Genomic DNA, 18,271 nt, shown 5'->3' with positions numbered 1-18,271 from the left:
ACGCGCCGCGCACGAGCGGGTATGGCACCCTAGACGCCGTGAGCCGGATGACGCAGGGGGAACGGGACACGTCGGCGATCTCGTCACCCTCCGCAGCCACCACCGGTGAGGAGCCAGCCCTGGCCACCGACGACCGCTACCGCCCCGGCACCCGCCGCACCTCGGGCGAGCCGCTGGCCGCGTCATGGCACCCGGAACCCCCGGCCGACCGCGCCGGCGGGCGCAAGCCCCCCCGGCGCGGCGTGCGCGGCTTCCTGACCACCTACGGCTGGCGGATCTACGCCGTCCCGCTTCTGCTAGCGGTGACCGTCCTCGTGCTCTTCCAGACCGCGGGCGAACGCGGTCCAGCGGGCGCGGGCGACGGGCTGAACCCGGCCATGTCCGCCCCCGCGGAGCCTGTCGACCCGGAGCAGACCGAGCCCGCCGTGCCCGGCATCACCGAGAAGCCCGGCCCGGTCGACCTCGACATCCCGAGCGCGGAACTGCCCGCCGGGCCCGCGTTCACCAAGGCGGGCAAGGCCACCTTCCGCACGGTCCCCGGCGCGGGCAAGAAGGTCGGCGCGGGCCAGCTGTTCACCTACACCGTGGACGTCGAGGAGGGCATCGACGCCGCCGAGTACGGCGGGGACGAGACCTTCGCCAAGCTGGTCGACCGCACCCTGGCCGACCCGCGCGGCTGGACCAGCCTGGGCGAGGTCGCCCTGCAGCGGGTCGGCCCCGAGCACCCCGACCCCACGTTCCGGGTCAGCCTGACCACGCCCGACACCGTGCACCGGCCGGAGATGTGCCTGTACTCGATCAAGTACGAAGCCTCCTGCTACCGCCACAGCGAGCGCCGGGTGCTGGTCAACCTGGCCCGCTGGGTGCGCGGCGCGGTGGCCTTCGACGGCGACATGCTCACCTACCGCCAGTACGCGATCAACCACGAAGTGGGACACGCCTTCCGGATCGGGCTGCAGCACGTCGGCTGCGCCAAGGCCGGTGAGCTGGCCCCGGTGATGATGCAGCAGAGCTTCGGGGTGGCCAACAACTACGTCGCGCAGCTCAACCGGGCCGTGGGCCTCAACGACCAGGTGAAGTCCGACGGCCTGGTGTGCAAGCCCAACGCCTGGCCCAACCCGCAAGCCCAACCCGCCAACTGAGCGCGGGCGTCCCGCCATCTGGGAAGCGGGAAGCGGTGGTGGGATCGTGGCGTTGCACGCCTTAGACGCGATACGCCCCTGTTATAGGAGGACCGATGGCCGGCAGTCTGCCGCCGCTTGTGGAGCCCGCAGCGGAACTGACCAAGGATGAGGTGGCCCGCTACAGCCGTCACCTGATCATCCCCGATGTCGGGGTGGACGGGCAGAAGCGGCTCAAGAACGCCAAGGTGCTCGTCGTCGGCGCGGGCGGCCTGGGCAGCCCGGCCCTGCTGTACCTGGCCGCCGCGGGTGTCGGCACCCTCGGCGTCGTCGACTTCGACGTCGTCGACGAGTCCAACCTGCAGCGCCAGGTCATCCACGGCGTCTCCGACGTCGGCAAGCCCAAGGCGCTCTCGGCCAAGGAGTCCATCGCCGAGATCAACCCGCTGGTGGACGTGGTCACGCACGAGGCGCAGCTGACCACCGCCAACGCGCTGGAGATCTTCGCCGACTACGACCTCATCCTCGACGGCACCGACAACTTCGCGACCCGCTACCTGGTCAACGACGCCGCGGTGCTGCTGGGCAAGCCCTACGTCTGGGGCTCGATCTTCCGGTTCGAGGGCCAGGTCAGCGTCTTCTGGGAGGACGCGCCCAACGGGCAGGGCCTGAACTACCGCGACCTCTACCCCGAGCCCCCGCCGCCGGGCATGGTGCCCAGCTGCGCCGAGGGCGGCGTGCTCGGCGTGCTGTGCGCGTCCATCGGCTCGATCATGGTGACCGAGGCGATCAAGCTGCTGACCGGCATCGGCGAGCCGCTGCTGGGTCGGCTGATGGTCTACGACGCGCTGGAGATGTCCTACCGCACCATCAAGATCCGCAAGGACCCCGAGACCAAGCCGATCGAGGGCCTGATCGACTACGACGCGTTCTGCGGCGTGGTCTCCGACGCGGCGCAGAGCGCGGCGGCGGGCAGCACCATCACCCCGCTGGAGCTGAAGGAGAAGTTCGACCGCGGCGAGGACTTCGTGCTCATCGACGTCCGCGAGCCGCACGAGTACGAGATCGTGAAGATCCCGAACTCGGTGCTCATCCCCAAGGACCGCATCCTCTCCGGCGACGCGCTGGCCGAACTGCCGCAGGACAAGCCGATCGTGCTGCACTGCAAGTCCGGCGTCCGCTCAGCGGAGGCGTTGGCCGCGCTGCACAAGGCGGGTTTCTCCGACGCGGTGCACGTCGGCGGCGGCGTGCTGGGCTGGGCCAAGCAGGTCGACCCCAGCCTGCCGACGTACTGACCCCTTCGGTGACGCGCGGGCGCCCGGCCCGCGCGTCACACCGGGGAAACGTCGTGCGCACCGGGTAGCGTCCCCGGCCGTGAGCACACCGCCCCCGCAACACGTCCGGGCCGCGTTCGGCGTCAGGGACGCCGAGCCCGCCCTGATCGAGAACGGGCCGGTGTGGCGCTGTGACGACATCGCGCTGCGCCCGGCGGGCAACCCGGCCGAGGCGTCCTGGGTGGCCCAGACCCTCGGTGAGCTGACCGTCCCGGACCTGCGCATCGCCCGCCCGGTGCGCTCCAGCGACGGCCGCTACGTCGTCGGCGGCTGGGTCGCGTTCCGGTTCGTGGACGGCAGGCCGGAGCCCCGCTACGACGACGTGGTCTCCGCGTCGCTGCGTTTACACGAGGTCACCAGGGACCTGGCCCGCCCCCGCTTCCTCGGGATGCGCGCCGACGTCTTCGCCATGGCCGACCGCGTGGCCTGGGCCGAGGAGCGCGCCGAGCTCGACCCCGGCCTCGGCGGCAGGCTGTTCGCCCTGCTCTCGGAGTCCCGGGGCGAGATCACCGCCAAGCCCCAGGTCGTGCACGGCGACCTGTTCGGCACCGTGCTGTTCGACGGCGACGCCGCCCCCGGCCTGGCCGACTTCACCGCCTACTACCGCCCCGCGGAGTGGGCGGCCGCCGTGGTGGTGGTCGACGCGCTGGCCTGGGGCGGCGCCGACGACGGGATCGCCCGCCGCTGGTCGCACCTGGCGGACTGGCCCCAGGCGCTGCTGCACGCCCTGCTGTTCCGGCTGGCGGTGCACGCCCTGCACCCCAAGTCGACACAGCGCTCGATGCGCGGCCTGGAGCGCGCGGCCAACCGCGTGACCGAACTGCTCTAGAGCGCGAAGCAGTTGAGGCGCACCGGTTCTCCGTTCAGCGCGTCGCGGACCCCGTCGTAGACGGTGCCGTCCAGCGCCATCCCGACGTGGGCCACCGCCCGCACCGGGCACTGGGACTGCACCAGCACGTTCGTCGCGCCGTCGGCCATCGCGGCGTTCCACACCGGCTGGACCAGCTCGTCGAGCAGGGTGAACAGGTTGGTGTAGCGGACGGACCCGACGGTGTCGTCGCCTGCGTTGAGCGTGCCGAGGAACGACGAGCCGACGCGCATCTGCTGGCAGGAGACGATCGTCAGGCAGTTGCCGCCGCCGAAGAAGTCGGCGATGTTGGCCACCACCGTCCCCTGGTTGGGCACGGCCAGGTTGACCAGGCTGCCCACCTTGTCCGCGCCGCCCTCGTACTTCAGGTACTGCCGGGCCACCAGCCCGCCCTGGGAGTGCGCGACCAGGTCGACCGCGCCCGCTCCGGTGCGCGCCCGGAAGTCCGCCGCGAAGCGGGCCAGGTCGCGGGCCGAGGTGCGGATGTCGGCGGTGCCCAGGCCGGTCAGCTGGAAGATGGCCACCTGCTTGCCGTCGGCGCGGAGCCGGGCGGCGAGTGGCTCGTAGAAGAATGCCGGTCCAAAGGTGCCTGCCACCACGATCACCGGCCGCGGCGCGGCCGACGCGGGGACGGCGGTGGCGGTGAGGACCAACAGGGCGGCGGCGATTGCTCCGATAAGTCGGCGCATCACAGGGGGCCTCCTTGCCCGAACGGCGGTTACCCGCCGGTAATTTGTGATCCGACTCACCGTAAGTTCGTCAACCCCCCACCGACAAGACGTCCCCCACCAGCATTGTTCCGGTAGACAACGACCTTTGTGCGCCGCATCCTCACGGCAGGCGCTGTTCTCCTGCGCAGGCAAGTTCGCACGCCGGAAACATGGCCGCATCAGCGGGTAACACGGCGTGCTTACGTTCACAAGCGTTCCCACGCCGCCGGACCAGGAGACGGGCATGACGAACGTGGCCGCCCCCGCCGTCGACACCCACTGCCCCTACTGCGCCCTGCAGTGCGGGATGCGGCTGTCCGGCGCCCGCGTCGAGCCGCGCGAGTTCCCCACCAACCGCGGCGGGCTGTGCCAGAAGGGCTGGACCTCCGGCGCGCTGCTCACCAGCGCCCACCGCCTCACCACCCCGCTCATCCGCGTCGGCGGCGAGCTGGTGCCCGACTCCTGGGACGACGCCCTCGACCTGGTCGCCGCCCGCGTCACCGCGCTGCGGGGCGAGCACGGCGCCGACTCCGTCGCGGTGTTCGGCGGCGGCGGCCTCACCACCGAGAAGGCGTACCTGCTCGGCAAGTTCGCCCGGGTCGCGCTGGGCACCGCGCAGATCGACTACAACGGCCGGTTCTGCATGTCCTCGGCCGCCGCCGCGGGGACGCGCGCGTTCGGCCTCGACCGCGGGATGCCCTTCCCCATCACCGATGTCGCCGCCGCCGACGCGGTGCTGCTGGTCGGGGCCAACCCGGCCGAGACCATGCCGCCGTTCCTCCAGCACCTCAGGAACGCCGCGGGCTCCGGCGGGCTCGTCGTCGTCGACCCGCGGCGCACCGCGACCGCCGAGCAGGCCACCCTGCACCTGCAGCCCCGCCCCGGCACCGACCTGGCCCTGGCGCTGGGCATCCTGCACGCCGTCGTCGCCGACGGCCACCTGCGCGGGGACTTCGTCGCCGAGCGCACCACCGGCTTCGACGCCGCCTGGCGGGTGGCCGCGGCCTGGTGGCCCGAGCGCGTCGAGCGGGTGACCGGCGTCGCCGCGGCCGACCAGCGCCGCGCCGCCGCGCTGCTCGCGGGCGCCGACCGCGCGGTCGTCCTCACCGGCCGCGGCAGCGAGCAGCACGCCCGCGGCACCGACACCGTCTCGGCCTGGATCAACCTGGCCCTCGCCCTCGGCCTGCCCGGCACCCCCGGCGCGGGCTACGGCTGCCTGACCGGCCAGGGCAACGGCCAGGGCGGCCGCGAGCACGGCCAGAAGGCCGACCAGCTCCCCGGCTACCGCAGGATCGACGACCCGGCCGCGCGCGCCCACGTCGCGGGCGTGTGGGGCGTCGACCCGGACTCCCTGCCCGGCGCGGGCCGCTCGGCCTACGAGCTGCTCGACTCCCTCGGCAGCGGCGGCGGACCCAAGGCGCTGCTGGTGTTCGGCAGCAACATCGTCGTCTCCGCCCCCCACGCCGGGCACATCACCGACCGACTGTCCTCTCTGGACCTGCTGGTCGTCGCCGACTTCGTGCTCTCGGAGACCGCCGCCCGCGCCGACGTGGTGCTGCCGGTCACCCAGTGGGCCGAGGAGGACGGCACGCTGACCAACCTGGAGGGCCGGGTCCTCCTGCGCGCCAAGTCGCTCGACGCGCCCGAGGGCGTCCGCAGCGACCTCGCCGTGCTGCGCGGCCTGGCCATGCGCCTCGGCCAGCCCGCCGAGCGCTTCCCCGACGACCCGCGCGCGGTCTTCGCCGAACTGCGCCGCGCCTCCGAGGGCGGCCCGGCCGACTACTCCGGCGTCACCTACGAGCGCCTGGCCGCCGGTGAGGAGCTGTTCTGGCCGGTCCCGGCGGAGGACCACCCCGGCACGCCCCGGGTGTTCCTCGACCGCTTCGCCCACCCGGACGGCCGCGCCCGCTTCACCCCCGTCGACCACGGCGGGCCCGCGGAGCCGGTCGACGACGACTACCCGCTGCTGGCCACCACCGGCCGCGTCCTGCAGCACTACCAGTCCGGGGCGCAGACCCGCCTGGTCGCCGAGCTGGCCGACGCCGTGCCCGAGGCGTTCGTCGAGGTGCACCCGGACACCGCCGAGCGCGCCGGGCTCGCCGACGGCGACTGGGCCAGGGTCGTCTCCCGCCGGGGCGAGACCCGCGCGCGGGTGCGCCACACCCTGACCGCCCGCCAGGACACGGTGTTCCTGCCCTTCCACTTCCCCGGCGCGCAGCGCGCCAACCTGCTCACCAACCCCGCGCTCGACCCGACGAGCCGGATGCCCGAGTTCAAGGTCTGCGCAGTCCGACTGGAGGTCTCATGAGCGCGCGCCGCGTGGTGGTCGTGGGCTATGGCATGGCGGGGGCCCGGCTGGCCGAGGAGGTCCGCCGCCGGGACCGCTCCGGGGAGCGGGTGGCGCTGACCGTGATCGGGGCCGAGCCGCACGCCGCCTACAACCGGGTGCTGCTCTCGGCGGTCGTCGCGGGGACCATGAGCCCGGACTCGGTGCGCCTGCAGGACGGCGACTGGGCCGAGCGCCACCACGTCGACCTGCGCCTGGGGGTCGCGGTGACCGCCGTGGACCGCGCCGCGCGCACCGTCGGCCTCTCGGACGGGTCCAGTGTGGACTACGACGCGCTCGTCCTGGCCACCGGCAGCCGCGCCTGGGTGCCGCCCACCGAGGGGCTGCGCACCGACGACGGCACCCTGGCCGAGGGCGTGGTCACCTTCCGCGACCTCGACGACTGCGCCGCCATCCTCGACCGCGCCCGCCCCGGCGCGCCGGTCGCGGTGCTCGGCGGCGGCCTGCTCGGCCTGGAGGCCGCCCGCGGCCTGGCGGGCCGGGGCAGCCTGGTGACCGTCGTGCACCCGGTCGGGCACCTGATGGAGCGCCAGCTCGACGCGGGCGCGGGCGCCGTCCTGGCCGCCACCCTGGGCAGGCTGGGCATCGAGTTCCGCCTCAACCGGGTCGCCGCCCGTTACGTGCCCGGCGACGGCCTCAAGCTCGACGACGGCAGCCACGTCCCGGCCGACCTCGTCGTGGTCTCCGCCGGGGTGCGCGCCGAGACCGGGATCGCCGAGGCGATGGGCCTGACGTGCGACCGAGGCGTGCTCGTCGACGACGCGCTGCGCACCAGCGACCCGCGCGTGCACGCCATCGGCGACTGCGCCCAGCACCCCGGCACGGTCTCCGGCCTGGTGCAGCCCGCGTGGGAGCAGGCCGAGGTGCTCGCCGACCTGCTCACCGGCGCCGCCCCCGCCGCCCGCTACCGCGGCACCCCGGTCGTCACCCGGCTCAAGGCCCGCGGCGTCGACCTCGCCGCCCTCGGCGACGTGCACGCGTCGGTCTCCGACGGCGACGCCGAGGTGCTGTGCCTGCAGGACCCGACCCGCGGCCGCTACGCCAAGCTCGTCCTGCGCGAGGACCGGGTGGCCGGGGCGATCCTGCTCGGCGTGCCCGACGCCGCGGCGCTGGTCACCCAGCTCTACGACGCGAAGACCCCGGCCCCGTCCGACCGGCTGGCCCTGCTGCTGGGCCGGGCGCTGCCCGCGGCGGGCGTGCCCGCGCACAGCCCGGCCGAGCTGCCCGCGTCGGCGGTGGTGTGCCGGTGCAACACCGTCTCCAAAGGACAGCTGGTCAAGGCGTGGCGGGGCGGCGCGTGCTCGGTGGCCGACCTCGCCGCCACCACCAGGGCCACCACCGGCTGCGGCGGGTGCGCCGAGGCGGTGCGCGGCATCGCCGACTGGCTCGCCAAGGCGTGACCCTCACCGCCGTGCCCGCGCCGCTGTGCGGACAACGTGCCGGGCCTGTCACGACAGGCCACCCGCCCGCAATCCCCGCTGCCTAGCGTTTCCCACGACACAGCGCCACGAGGAGGAACGTCCATGAGCACCACCGTCGAGTCGCCGCCAGAGCCGAAGGGCGTGGCCCGCAGGGGCCGCTGGATCGAGCACTGGGAGCCGGAGGACCCGGCGTTCTGGGCGGGAACGGGGCGCAGGACCGCGAACAAGAACCTCGTCTTCTCCATCTTCGCCGAGAACCTGGGCTTCAGCGTCTGGGTCCTCATGAGCATCGTGGTGGTCAGCCTCGGCTCGGTCGGCCACGACTTCTCCGTCGGCCAGACGTTCTGGCTGCTCATCGTGCCCAACCTGGTCGGCGCCGCCCTGCGGGTGCCCTACACCTTCGCGGTGCCGCGCTTCGGCGGTCGCCTGTGGACGACCATCAGCGCGGGCCTGCTGCTCATCCCGTGCGCCATGCTCGCCGCCGCGGTGCTCGGCGAGGGCACCCCGTACTGGTTCTTCCTGCTCACCGCGGCGGCGATGGGCTTGGGCGGCGGCAACTTCTCCTCGTCGATGGCCAACATCTCCTTCTTCTACCCCGAGGGCAAGAAGGGCCTCGCGCTCGGCCTCAACGCCGCGGGCGGCAACATCGGCGTCGCGCAGACCCAGCTGCTGGTGCCCATCGCCATCAGCGTCGGCACCGGGGTGAACCTGGTCTACGCCGCGCTGATGTGGATGCCGCTGATCGTCCTGGCCGCGGCCTGCGCCTGGTTCTTCATGGACAGCCTCACCTCGGCCAAGCCCGACGGCACCTCCTACCGGCAAGCGCTGTCCAACAAGCACACCTGGGTGATGTCGTTCCTCTACATCGGGACGTTCGGCTCGTTCATCGGCTTCTCCTTCGCGTTCCCGTCGCTGATCAAGATCGCGTTCGTCGACCACACGGGCTTCGTCGCGCTGGCCTTCATCGGCGCGCTCATCGGCTCGGTGACCCGGCCCTTCGGCGGCTGGCTGGCCGACCGCTTCGGCGGGGCGCGGATGACCATGGTCATCTTCGTCGGCCTCGGCGTGGGCGCGATCGGGGTGATGGCCAGCGTGTCCGCCAACAGCTTCGCGCTGTTCTTCGGCTCGTTCGTGCTGCTGTTCGTGCTCACCGGCATGGGCAACGGCACGACCTACCGGATGATCCCGGTGATCTTCTCCGCCGAGGTCAGGCGCACGGCCGCCGAGACCGGCGAGCACGTCGAGTCCGCGCTCAAGCGGGCCAAGCGACAGGCGGGCGCCGTGGTCGGCATCGCGGGCGCGGTCGGCGCGCTGGGCGGCGTGTTGGTGAACCTGGTCTTCAAGTTCTCCCTGGAAGCCGCCGGGACCCTCACCCCCGCGCTGGTCGCCTTCCTCGGCTTCTACGCGGTCTGCGTCGCCGTCACCTGGTGGTTCTACCTGCGCAAGTCCTTCGCCGTGGAGCGCGCGCCCAGCCTGGCGTACGCGGGGGTCTAGGCACGGCTCACCGGCCGGACCCGGAGGCCAGCACCGGCATCCGCCGCCAGGCCGCCGCGTCCGAGAGGTCCCGCGGCGCCTGCGCGCAGACCACGTAGCGGTGCGGCGCCATCGCCGCGGGCCTGCCCGCCAGCCCGTCCCGGCACCGCTCGTGCAGCTCGGCCACCGACGCCTCCCCGGTGACGTAGGCGACCAGCGCGCCGTCCTCGACGAACACCGCGGCCCCCAGCAGCGCGCGCACCTGCGCGAGGTCGACCCAGCAGGAGTCCACTTGGCACCACCCGGGACCGGGGACCACCCGGTCGATCCCGGACACCTCGGCGAACTCCGCGACCGGCACGTCGCGCTCGGCGGCGGCGAGCACCAGCCGCTCCACCGCGCGCAGGAACCGGGCCGGGTCGGGCACGTACGCGGTGTCGGTGTGCAGGCGCAGGTCGACCTCGGCGGCGGACACCGCGCCCAGGGTGAGGTAGAACGCCGTCGGCAGGGGGCGGTCGAACATCGGCTCGAACCGGGTCGCCGCGGGCTCACCGGGGTCGGGCTCACCGGGGTTGGGCGTGGCGGGGTCAGGCATGGCGAGATCGGGCTCACCGGGGTCGGGCATGGCGGGGTCAGGCATGGTGGGGTCGGGAGTGGCGGGGCCGGGGTCGGCGATGCCGAGGTCGCTGAAGACGCAGTCGCGGTGGAACCGGGTGCCGCGCTCGCGGCTGACGGCGTCGATGACCTCCCACAGCCGCACGGAGTCGAAGTGGGCGCACCGGTAGGCGGCCAGCGTCGCCGAGGCCATCTGCCGCGCCAGCCCGTCGAAACCGCCGCTGCCGGAGACGTCGTAGGACACCAGCGCGTCCTGGGCGAGCGGCCCGATGTAGTCGCGCCAGGCCGACCGGAACCGGTTGCCCGAGATCGACACCAGCACCCCGGGGTCGGTGCCGGTGTGCGCCGCGAGCAGGCCGACGGCCGCGGCCAGCACCACCGCCGACGGGCCGACCCCGGTGCGCGCCGCCACCGGCCCCAGCGCGCGGGCCAGCGCCGCCGACAGCATCCGCACCTCCCGGTGCCCCGGCATGCCGTCGGGGTGCGGCACGGTGAACACCGCCTGCGGCGCCTCCCGCAGCCTGGCCTCCCAGTGCCGCAGCGACGCCGCCGTGCGCCGCAGGCCCGCGGGGGAGTGCTCCCACTCGGCCTGGTCGAGCGGCTGGTGCCCGCTCGGCCCGCCCGAGTCCCCGCCCCCGCCTGAGCTGTCGCCCCTACCTGAGTCCTCGCCCCCGCCCGAGTCGTCGCCCCTGTCCGAGTTGTTGCCGCTGTCCGAGTTGTTGCCGCTGCCCGGGTTGTCGCCGCTGAGCAGGTCGGCGCACTGCTGCCCCAGCATCGCCGCGCTGGCCGCGTCGACGGCGGCGTGCGAGAGCAGCAGCACCGCGATGAACGCGGCGCCGTCGCGGGTCACCACCAGTGCGCGCACGGGCGGGTCGGCGGTGACGTCGAACGGCTCGCCGAGCAGCCGCAGCACCAGCGGCCCGACGAACTCGACCTCCTCGCCGACCAGCTCGTGCACGGTGACCGCCACCCGCCCGGACTCCAGCACCCGCTGGGTCCGGCCGTCGAACACCGTCCGCAGCGACTCGTGCCGCGCGACGAGCACCCCGAGCGCGTCGGCGACGTCCTCGGCGGTGCGCCCTGGCGGGACCGGCACGAACGCGGGCAGCGCGTCGCCGCCGTCGGCCCCGAGCCACCGCAGCACGTTGTGCTGGCCCAGCGTCACCGGCCCCGAGCGCGCGCCCGGGAGGCTGAAGGGGACCCACAGTGTGCGCACCGGCAGCGACATGGGCGGATCTTAGCCAACGTGGGGACGAAATCGTTGCGACGAAAAGGTTCCACGGTCGAGAGGACGGCCTAGATATCGTCGAGCTGGTCGAAGAGCACCTCGGTGATGGCCTTGGCCACCGTGCACGGCTTCTCGACGGCCTCGTAGGTGCCCAGCACGGTCAGGTGCGAGCCGTGCTGGTGCGGCCGCTTGGCCGCGTCGATGGCCACCGAGAACCCGCAGTCCTTCCCGGCGTTGCCGCCCACCTGGTAGGTGCTGTTGCCGAACAGCGCCGCGGTGGGCCGGTAGCTGGGGGTGCCGGGCGGCTCGGCGCGGAAGAAGACCGACGCCGTGGTCGTGCCCCGGTTGTAGGGCAGGGCGTAGCGGCACAGCTGCCCGGTGGACTCCGCCGCCCTGACCTCGACGTCGATGCCGGTGACCCGGCGCAGGACGGGCAGGTAGCGCCCGCAGTCCAGCACGGCGGGCGCCCGCTTGGGCGTGGTGACCAGGACCGTGCCCGCGGTGAGCACGGGCTCGTCGCCGACGGCGGCGGGCCCCGGGTCGGCCACGGCCGAGCGGGGCGCCTGCGCGGCCGGGTCGGCGGGCGCGCAGGCCGAGAGCAACAGGGCCGACAGCACGGTCGAGACGAGTGCCGCGGCGGATCGGGGACGCACGGCGACGACGGTAGGGCGCGCGGCGCCGGAAACCCAAGTTACTCCGGGGAAATCAACCGATCGTGCGCCAGGTCACCCGCACGGGCCGCCGACCCGCACGGAGAGGCATCCGTAACCGGCGGGAAACAACCGGGAATCCCGCGCGACACCAGCGAATCGGAGCATGGCGGGCAGGCTCCACGCGAGGAGGGCAAGGCATGACGCGGACAGTGGTCGTCGTCGGCGGCGGCATGGTCGGGCACCGGCTCGTCCAGGCATTGCGCGACCGCGACGCGGACGGCTCGTGGCGGGTCGTCGTGTTCGCCGAGGAGGGCCGCCCCGCCTACGACCGGGTCGCCCTCACGTCCTATGTGGACACCTGGGACCCCATGGCGCTGCAACTGGAAGGCGCGGAGTACACCGGCGACACCGCCGTCGCCCTGCACCTGGGTGACCCGGTCACCGCGATCGACCGCGCGGCCAAGACCGTCACCACGGCATCGGGCCGCACGCAGCCCTACGACGCGCTGGTCCTGGCCACCGGGTCGGCCCCGTTCGTGCCCCCGGTCCCCGGCCGCGACCTGCCCGGCTGCCACGTCTACCGCACCATCGACGACCTCGACGCCATCCGCGCCTCCGTCGAGGGCGCGCGGGGCGCCATGGGCCGGGGCGCGGCGATGGTCGTCGGCGGCGGCCTGCTCGGCCTTGAGGCGGCCAAGGCCCTGCGCGACATGGGCGTGTCCCCGCACGTGGTCGAGCTGGCCCCCCGGCTGATGCCGCTGCAGGTCGACGAGGGCGGCGGCGCGCTGCTCAGGCGCCTCATCGAGCGCCTGGACGTCACCGTGCACCCGGGCACGTCCGCCACCGCGATCGAGGGCGACCGGGGCAGGCTGCTGGCCAGGCTGGCCAACGGCACCGAGCTGGACCTGGACCTGATCGTGTTCTCCGCGGGCATCCGGCCGCGCGACCAGCTCGCCCGCGACTGCGGACTCGGCGTCGGCGAGCGCGGCGGCGTCGTGGTCGACACCGCCTGCCGCACGACCGACCCGGCCGTCTACGCCATCGGCGAGTGCGCCCTGGCGGGCGGCCGCGTCTACGGCCTGGTCGCCCCCGGCTACGCCATGGCCGAGGTGGTCGCCGACCGCCTGCTCGGCGGGGGCGCGGAGTTCACCGGCGCGGACATGTCCACCAAGCTCAAGCTGATGGGCGTGGACGTGGCCAGCTTCGGCGACGCGCACGCGGCCACCGAGGGCGCCTTGGAGGTGGTGGTCAACGACGCCGTCGCGGGCACCTACCGCAAGCTCGTCGTCTCCGACGACGCCAGGACCCTGCTCGGCGGCGTCCTCGTGGGCGACGCCACCGACTACGCCACCCTGCGCCCGCTGGTCGGCCGTCCGCTGCCCGCCGAGCCGGGCGTGCTGCTCGCCCCGGCGGGCGGCGGTGGCGGGGTCGGGGTGGGCGCGCTGCCCGACGACGCCCAGGTCTGCTCGTGCAACGCCGTGACCAAGGGCGCCATCCGCGACGCGATCCTCACCGCGGGCGCCGACGACGTGCCCAAGATCAAGGGCTGCACCCGCGCGGGCACCGCGTGCGGCTCCTGCGTGCCGATGCTCAAGCAGCTGCTGACCTCCTGCGGCGTCGAGCAGTCCAAGGCGCTCTGCGAGCACTTCGCGCACTCCCGCGCCGAGCTGTTCGAGATCGCGCGGGTCACCGGCGTCACCACCTTCACCGAGCTGGTGTCCCGGCACGGCACCGGCCGGGGCTGCGACATCTGCAAGCCCGTCGTCGCCTCGATCCTGGCCTCCCTGGGCAACGGCCACATCCTCGGCGGGGAGCAGGCGGCGCTGCAGGACACCAACGACCGCTTCCTGGCCAACATGCAGCGCAACGGCACCTACTCGGTGGTCCCGCGCATCCCCGGCGGCGAGATCACCCCGGCCAAGCTCATGGCCATCGCCCAGGTCGCCGCCGACTACGGGCTCTACACCAAGATCACCGGCGGGCAGCGCATCGACCTGTTCGGCGCGACCGTCGACCAGCTCCCGGAGATCTGGCGGCGGCTGGTGGACGCGGGCTTCGAGTCCGGCCACGCCTACGGGAAGGCCCTGCGCACGGTGAAGTCCTGCGTCGGGTCGACCTGGTGCCGCTACGGCGTGCAGGACTCCGTGGGCCTGGCCATCGAGCTGGAGCTGCGCTACCGCGGCCTGCGCTCGCCGCACAAGCTCAAGTCCGCGGTCTCCGGCTGCGCCCGCGAATGCGCCGAGGCCCGCGGCAAGGACTTCGGCGTCATCGCCACCGAGACCGGTTGGAACCTCTACGTGGGCGGCAACGGCGGCACCCTGCCCCGCCACGCCGACCTGCTCGTGTCCGATGTGGACAAGGAGACCCTGATCCGCACCATCGACCGGTTCCTGATGTTCTACATCCGCACCGCCGACCGCCTCCAGCGCACCTCGGTGTGGCTGGACTCCATCGAGGGCGGCCTCGACCACGTGCGCGACGTCGTCGTGCGCGACAGCCTCGGCATCGCCGCCGAGCTGGAGGCCCAGCTGGCCGACCACGTCGCCGGGTACGCCGACGAGTGGGCGGGCGTGCTGGCCGACCCGGAGAAGCTGGCCCGCTTCAGCTCGTTCGTCAACGCCCCCGGCACGCCGGACCCGACGATCTCCTTCCGCGCCGAGCGCGGGCAGTCGGTCCCGGTGCTGCTGGGCACCCCGGAGGTGGTCTCCCGATGACCCAGGTCGTCCCCGCTCCCGTGTGGACCCCGGTCTGCGCGCTGGCCGCGGTCCCGAGGGAGACCGGTGTCGCGGTCCTGCTGCCCGACGGCAGCCAGGTCGCCGTCTTCCGCACCCACGACGACGCCGTCTTCGCCCTGGGCAACATCGATCCGTTCAGCGGGGCCGCCGTGCTCGCCCGCGGCATCGTCGGCGACCTGCGCGGCACGCCGGTGGTGGCCTCCCCCATGCACAAGCAGCACTTCGACCTGCGCTCCGGGCACTGCGTCGACGACACCGACGTGTCGGTCCCCACCTACCCGGTCCGCGTCCTGGATGGAACCATTCAGCTGGGGCGCCGGTGACCGCGCTCCTGAAGGAGAGCGCCGTGACCACGACCCGAGTCGGCCCGCTGGCCGGCTACACCGTGGGGGTCACGGCCGCCCGGCGGGCCGACGAGCTGGGCGCGCTGCTGGAGCGCCGCGGCGCCGAGGTGCTCTACGGCCCCGCCATCCGCATCATCCCGCTGGCCGACGACAGCGACCTGCTGGCCGCCACCACGAGCCTGCTCAGCGGCCCGGTGGACGTGGTCGTGGCCACCACCGGCATCGGCTTCCGCGGCTGGATGGAGGCCGCGGAGGGCTGGGGCCTCGGCCCGCGGCTGCGCGAGGTGCTGGCCGGGGCGGACGTGCTCGCCCGCGGCCCGAAGGCCAAGGGCGCCGTCCGCGCGGCCGGGCTGGTCGAGGCGTACTCCCCGGAGTCCGAGGCCAACGCCGAGCTGCTGGAGCACCTGCTGGGCACGGGAGTGGCGGGCAGGCGGGTCGCCGTCCAGCTGCACGGCGAGCCGCTGCCGGAGTTCGTCGACACCCTGCGCGGCGCGGGCGCGGAGGTGGTGGAGATCCCGGTCTACCGCTGGACCGGGCCGCTCGACACCGCGCCGCTCGAGCGGCTCATCGAGGCCGTGCTGGCCGGCCAGGTGGACGCGGTCACCTTCACCAGCGCCCCGGCGGCGGCCAGCGTGCTGGAGACCGCCGACCGGCTCGGCCGACTGGAGCCGCTGCTCGACGCCCTGCGCGCGCGGGTGCTGGTCGTCGGCGTCGGCGCCATCACCGCCGGACCCCTTGTCCGCGGCGGCGTCCCCGTCGTGTGGCCCGACCGCGCCCGCATCGGCGCGCTCGTCCGCGAGCTGTGCGACACCATGCCCGGCCGCGCCACCCGCGTGCGGGTCGCGGAGCGGGAGCTGGAGCTGCGCGGGCAGGCGGTGCTCGTCGACGGCGAGCTGCGCCCGGTCGCGCCCGCCCCGATGGCCCTGCTGCGCGCCCTGGCCGCCAACCCGGGCAAGGTCATGTCCCGGCCCGCGCTGGCCGGGGTGCTGCGCCGCCACTCCGGCCGTGAGTCCACTGTGGATGAACATGCGGTGGAGACGGCGGTGGGCAGGCTGCGGGCCGCGCTCGGGGTCACCGGTGTGGTGCAGACCGTGGTCAAGCGCGGCTACCGGCTGGCGGTGACCGCGGCGTGACCCTCGTCCTCGTCGCGCACGGGACCAGGTCGCCAGCGGGCGCCGCCACCGTGGCCGACCTCGCCGAGCGGGTCCGCGACCGGCTGCCCGAGGTGCCCGTCCGGGTCGCCTTCGCCGACGTCCGCGCCCCGGACGTGACGACCGCGCTGCGCGCCGTGCGCGGCCCGGCCGTCGTCGTCCCGCTGTTCCTCGCCGCCGGCTACCACGTGCGCGTCGACGTCCCCGCCCAGGTCGCCCTCTCCGGGCGCGCCGCGGTGGTGACCGCGCACCTCGGCCCGGCCCCGACCCTGGTCGCCGCCCTGCACGAGCGCCTCGCCGCGGCGGGCTGGCGGCCCGGGGACACCGTCGTCCTGGCCGCGGCGGGCTCATCGGACCCGCGCGCCCTGGCCGACACCCGCCGGGCGGCGATCCTGCTCGGCGCCCGCACCGGCGGCCCCGTCCGCGTGGGCCACGCCGCCACCGCCGCGCCCGGTATCGCCGAGGTGGTGGCCGAGGCCCGCGGCCGGGTCGCGGTCGCCTCCTGGCTGCTGGCCCCCGGCCTGTTCCACCAGGCCGCGCTGGACAGCGGCGCCGATGTCGTCGCCGCGCCGCTGGGCGCGCACCCGAGGGTCGCTGACCTGGTCGTCCGCCGGTACGTCGAGGCCCGCGTGTACGCGACCGCCGCCTGACCCACGGAATAATTGCGCCAGCAACTAGGTTGACGGGGCTGAGCGCCACCGAACCCTGGGGGCCACGACCGTGAGGAGGCGACATGCCCGCCGTCACCGCGGACACGCTGACCCTGCCCCGCCTGCCCGACCTGCCCGAGCGCGCCACCGCGTGGCGGCGCGTCACCCGGACCGTGCGGGCCCAGAAGTTCCTGGAGGGCGAGGGCTTCCAGGTCCGGCGGCCCTTCCCCGGCGTCGACCTCTCCCTCGCCGACCCGTTCCTGCTGCTCGACCACATGGGCGCCGTCGAGTACGGCCCCGGTGAGGCCAAGGGCGCCCCGTGGCACCCGCACCGCGGGTTCGAGACCGTCACCTACATGATCGATGGCGCCATGCAGCACACCGACTCCATCGGTGGCGGCGGCCTCATCACCGACGGCTCGACGCAGTGGATGACCGCGGGAGCAGGGATTCTGCACAACGAGATGCCGCCGCAGGACATGGTCGCCAAGGGCGGGCTGTTCCACGGTGTGCAGCTGTGGGTGAACCTGCCGAGGTCGCTGAAGATGGCCCAGCCGCGCTACCAGGACATCGCCGCGGCCGACGCCCGGCTGCTCTCCAGCGACGACGGCGGCGCGCTGGTCCGGCTGATCGCGGGCGACCTCGCGGGCCACGCGGGACCGGGGGCGACCCACACCCCGATCACGTACCTGCACGCGACCCTCTCGCCGGGGGCGCGCCTGGCCATGCCGTGGCCGACCGAGTACAACGCGCTGGTGTACGTCCTCTCCGGCCGTGGCACCGTCGGCGCGGAGGCCCGTCCGCTCGCGGAGGGCGCCCTCGCCGTCCTGGGCGCCGGGGACGCGCTGACCATGCGCGCCGCCGACACCCAGCCCGGGTCACCCACCGGCTGGGAGGTCCTGGTGCTCGGCGGCAGGCCCATCAACGAGCCGGTCGCGCGCTACGGCCCGTTCGTGATGAACACCCGCCAGGAGATCGTCCAGGCGTTCGAGGACTACCAGGCGGGCAGGCTGGGCCAGATCCCCGTCGCCCACCGGACCACGGCCGACGAGTCGCGGTAACCGGGTGCCCGGATAACCGCGATTCGCGAGCGGTCCTCACGGAAGTGGGCGGCCATCGCGGGGGTATCGGACCAGGGAATGGGTCGTCCTCAGTGGACGGCCCATTCTTTGTGTCATTTCAGTAACGACGTCGCTGCGTATTGCGAACAGGCAAAGCCGATTGCGTCGAGTAACGCGTCGCTAACAGTACGAGGTGGGGCTATTTGGGGGTTGAGTCGATCACTTCTGCCTGAAAGAGTGAATTCTATTCGCGGCAGGCTACGCCGTGGGCTGCTCCACGTAGCGACCTCGACGCTCTCCCCGGCGGCCTGCCCAAGGAGGATTCGATGACGCTTGCCCAAGAAGTGGTCCCCGTGATCGGCCGTGCCGCGGCTCGTGAGCTGGAGACTCGGCACCACGCGAAGCAGTGCGCGCAGGCCATGCGCACGGTAGCCGACCACGCCAACGACGCCACGGACTGCGCCACCCTGCTGGAGATGCTCGGCCTGGACGCCGGCTACCGGACCGCGGGCTAGGACCTGTCCTCAAACCCCGATCGCGACTCTCATCGACCGGGGTTT

Annotated in this window: 15 protein-coding genes; 12 read left to right on the top strand and 3 right to left on the bottom strand. The window is 73.8% G+C overall.

Annotated elements, in window-relative coordinates:
- Nucleotides 1-47: 47 nt before the first annotated feature.
- From ACTG9Q_RS08500 to ACTG9Q_RS08490, 3 genes are all read left to right on the top strand, one after another.
- Nucleotides 48-1,142 carry a DUF3152 domain-containing protein gene (locus ACTG9Q_RS08500; protein ID WP_455572709.1) on the top strand — a complete coding sequence of 365 codons (1,095 nt, stop codon included), beginning with the start codon at nt 48-50 and terminating at the stop codon, nt 1,140-1,142.
- Nucleotides 1,143-1,237: 95 nt separating this feature from the next.
- Entirely contained in the window at nt 1,238-2,416 is a 1,179-nt protein-coding gene (moeZ, locus tag ACTG9Q_RS08495; RefSeq protein WP_455572103.1) for an adenylyltransferase/sulfurtransferase MoeZ, read from the top strand.
- Between the two features lie 79 nt (nt 2,417-2,495).
- Nucleotides 2,496-3,284 carry a TIGR02569 family protein gene (locus tag ACTG9Q_RS08490; protein WP_455572102.1) on the top strand — a complete coding sequence of 263 codons (789 nt, stop codon included), beginning with the start codon at nt 2,496-2,498 and terminating at the stop codon, nt 3,282-3,284.
- Here the strand turns inward: ACTG9Q_RS08490 and ACTG9Q_RS08485 are convergent.
- Nucleotides 3,281-4,012 (bottom strand): esterase/lipase family protein, encoded by a 732-nt coding sequence (locus ACTG9Q_RS08485; RefSeq protein WP_455572101.1) that lies wholly within the window; start codon nt 4,010-4,012, stop codon nt 3,281-3,283. The genes ACTG9Q_RS08490 and ACTG9Q_RS08485 overlap by 4 nt on opposite strands.
- Before the next feature lie 265 nt (nt 4,013-4,277).
- Here ACTG9Q_RS08485 and ACTG9Q_RS08480 point away from each other — a divergent pair, with 265 nt between their 5' ends.
- The 3 genes from ACTG9Q_RS08480 (at nt 4,278) to ACTG9Q_RS08470 (ending at nt 9,295) form a co-directional block, all read left to right on the top strand.
- Entirely contained in the window at nt 4,278-6,341 is a 2,064-nt protein-coding gene (locus tag ACTG9Q_RS08480; RefSeq protein ID WP_455572100.1) for a molybdopterin oxidoreductase family protein, read from the top strand.
- Entirely contained in the window at nt 6,338-7,780 is a 1,443-nt protein-coding gene (locus ACTG9Q_RS08475; protein WP_455572099.1) for an FAD-dependent oxidoreductase, read from the top strand. Before ACTG9Q_RS08480 ends, ACTG9Q_RS08475 begins: the two co-directional genes overlap by 4 nt.
- A 123-nt stretch (nt 7,781-7,903) precedes the next feature.
- On the top strand, nt 7,904-9,295 hold the full coding sequence (locus ACTG9Q_RS08470; protein ID WP_455572098.1) for an MFS transporter: 1,392 nt from the start codon (nt 7,904-7,906) through the stop codon (nt 9,293-9,295).
- 7 nt (nt 9,296-9,302) lie between these two features.
- Here ACTG9Q_RS08470 and ACTG9Q_RS08465 read toward each other — a convergent pair whose 3' ends face one another.
- Together ACTG9Q_RS08465 and ACTG9Q_RS08460 are read right to left on the bottom strand one after the other, a co-directional pair.
- A complete protein-coding gene (locus ACTG9Q_RS08465; protein WP_455572097.1) occupies nt 9,303-11,117 on the bottom strand; it encodes a hypothetical protein in 1,815 nt (604 codons plus the stop codon).
- Nucleotides 11,118-11,185: 68 nt separating this feature from the next.
- Entirely contained in the window at nt 11,186-11,770 is a 585-nt protein-coding gene (locus tag ACTG9Q_RS08460) for a hypothetical protein (protein ID WP_455572096.1), read from the bottom strand.
- A 197-nt stretch (nt 11,771-11,967) separates the two neighbouring features.
- Here ACTG9Q_RS08460 and nirB point away from each other — a divergent pair, with 197 nt between their 5' ends.
- The 6 genes from nirB to ACTG9Q_RS08430 all read left to right on the top strand — a co-directional run bounded on the left by nirB (nt 11,968) and on the right by ACTG9Q_RS08430 (nt 18,226).
- The gene (gene nirB, locus ACTG9Q_RS08455; protein ID WP_455572095.1) at nt 11,968-14,484 is read left to right on the top strand and encodes a nitrite reductase large subunit NirB; all 2,517 of its coding nucleotides are present in this window, start codon (nt 11,968-11,970) and stop codon (nt 14,482-14,484) included.
- Nucleotides 14,481-14,828: a nitrite reductase small subunit NirD gene (nirD, locus tag ACTG9Q_RS08450; protein ID WP_455572094.1), complete on the top strand. Its 348-nt coding sequence runs from the start codon at nt 14,481-14,483 to the stop codon at nt 14,826-14,828. Before nirB ends, nirD begins: the two co-directional genes overlap by 4 nt.
- Nucleotides 14,829-14,851: 23 nt before the next feature.
- A complete protein-coding gene (locus ACTG9Q_RS08445) occupies nt 14,852-15,982 on the top strand; it encodes a uroporphyrinogen-III synthase (protein WP_455572093.1) in 1,131 nt (376 codons plus the stop codon).
- The gene (locus ACTG9Q_RS08440) at nt 15,979-16,650 is read left to right on the top strand and encodes a sirohydrochlorin chelatase (RefSeq protein WP_455572092.1); all 672 of its coding nucleotides are present in this window, start codon (nt 15,979-15,981) and stop codon (nt 16,648-16,650) included. The genes ACTG9Q_RS08445 and ACTG9Q_RS08440 overlap by 4 nt, the downstream gene beginning before the upstream one ends.
- A gap of 83 nt (nt 16,651-16,733) precedes the next feature.
- Nucleotides 16,734-17,711, top strand: coding sequence for a pirin family protein (locus tag ACTG9Q_RS08435; protein WP_455572091.1), 978 nt, complete (start codon nt 16,734-16,736; stop codon nt 17,709-17,711).
- 326 nt (nt 17,712-18,037) lie between these two features.
- Entirely contained in the window at nt 18,038-18,226 is a 189-nt protein-coding gene (locus ACTG9Q_RS08430) for a hypothetical protein (RefSeq protein ID WP_455572090.1), read from the top strand.
- Nucleotides 18,227-18,271: the final 45 nt, after the last annotated feature.

Source organism: Actinokineospora lacus (genome assembly GCF_053813445.1).
Note: the sequence above shows the minus strand (reverse complement) of the source record. Positions and strands in the feature narration are given on the sequence as shown.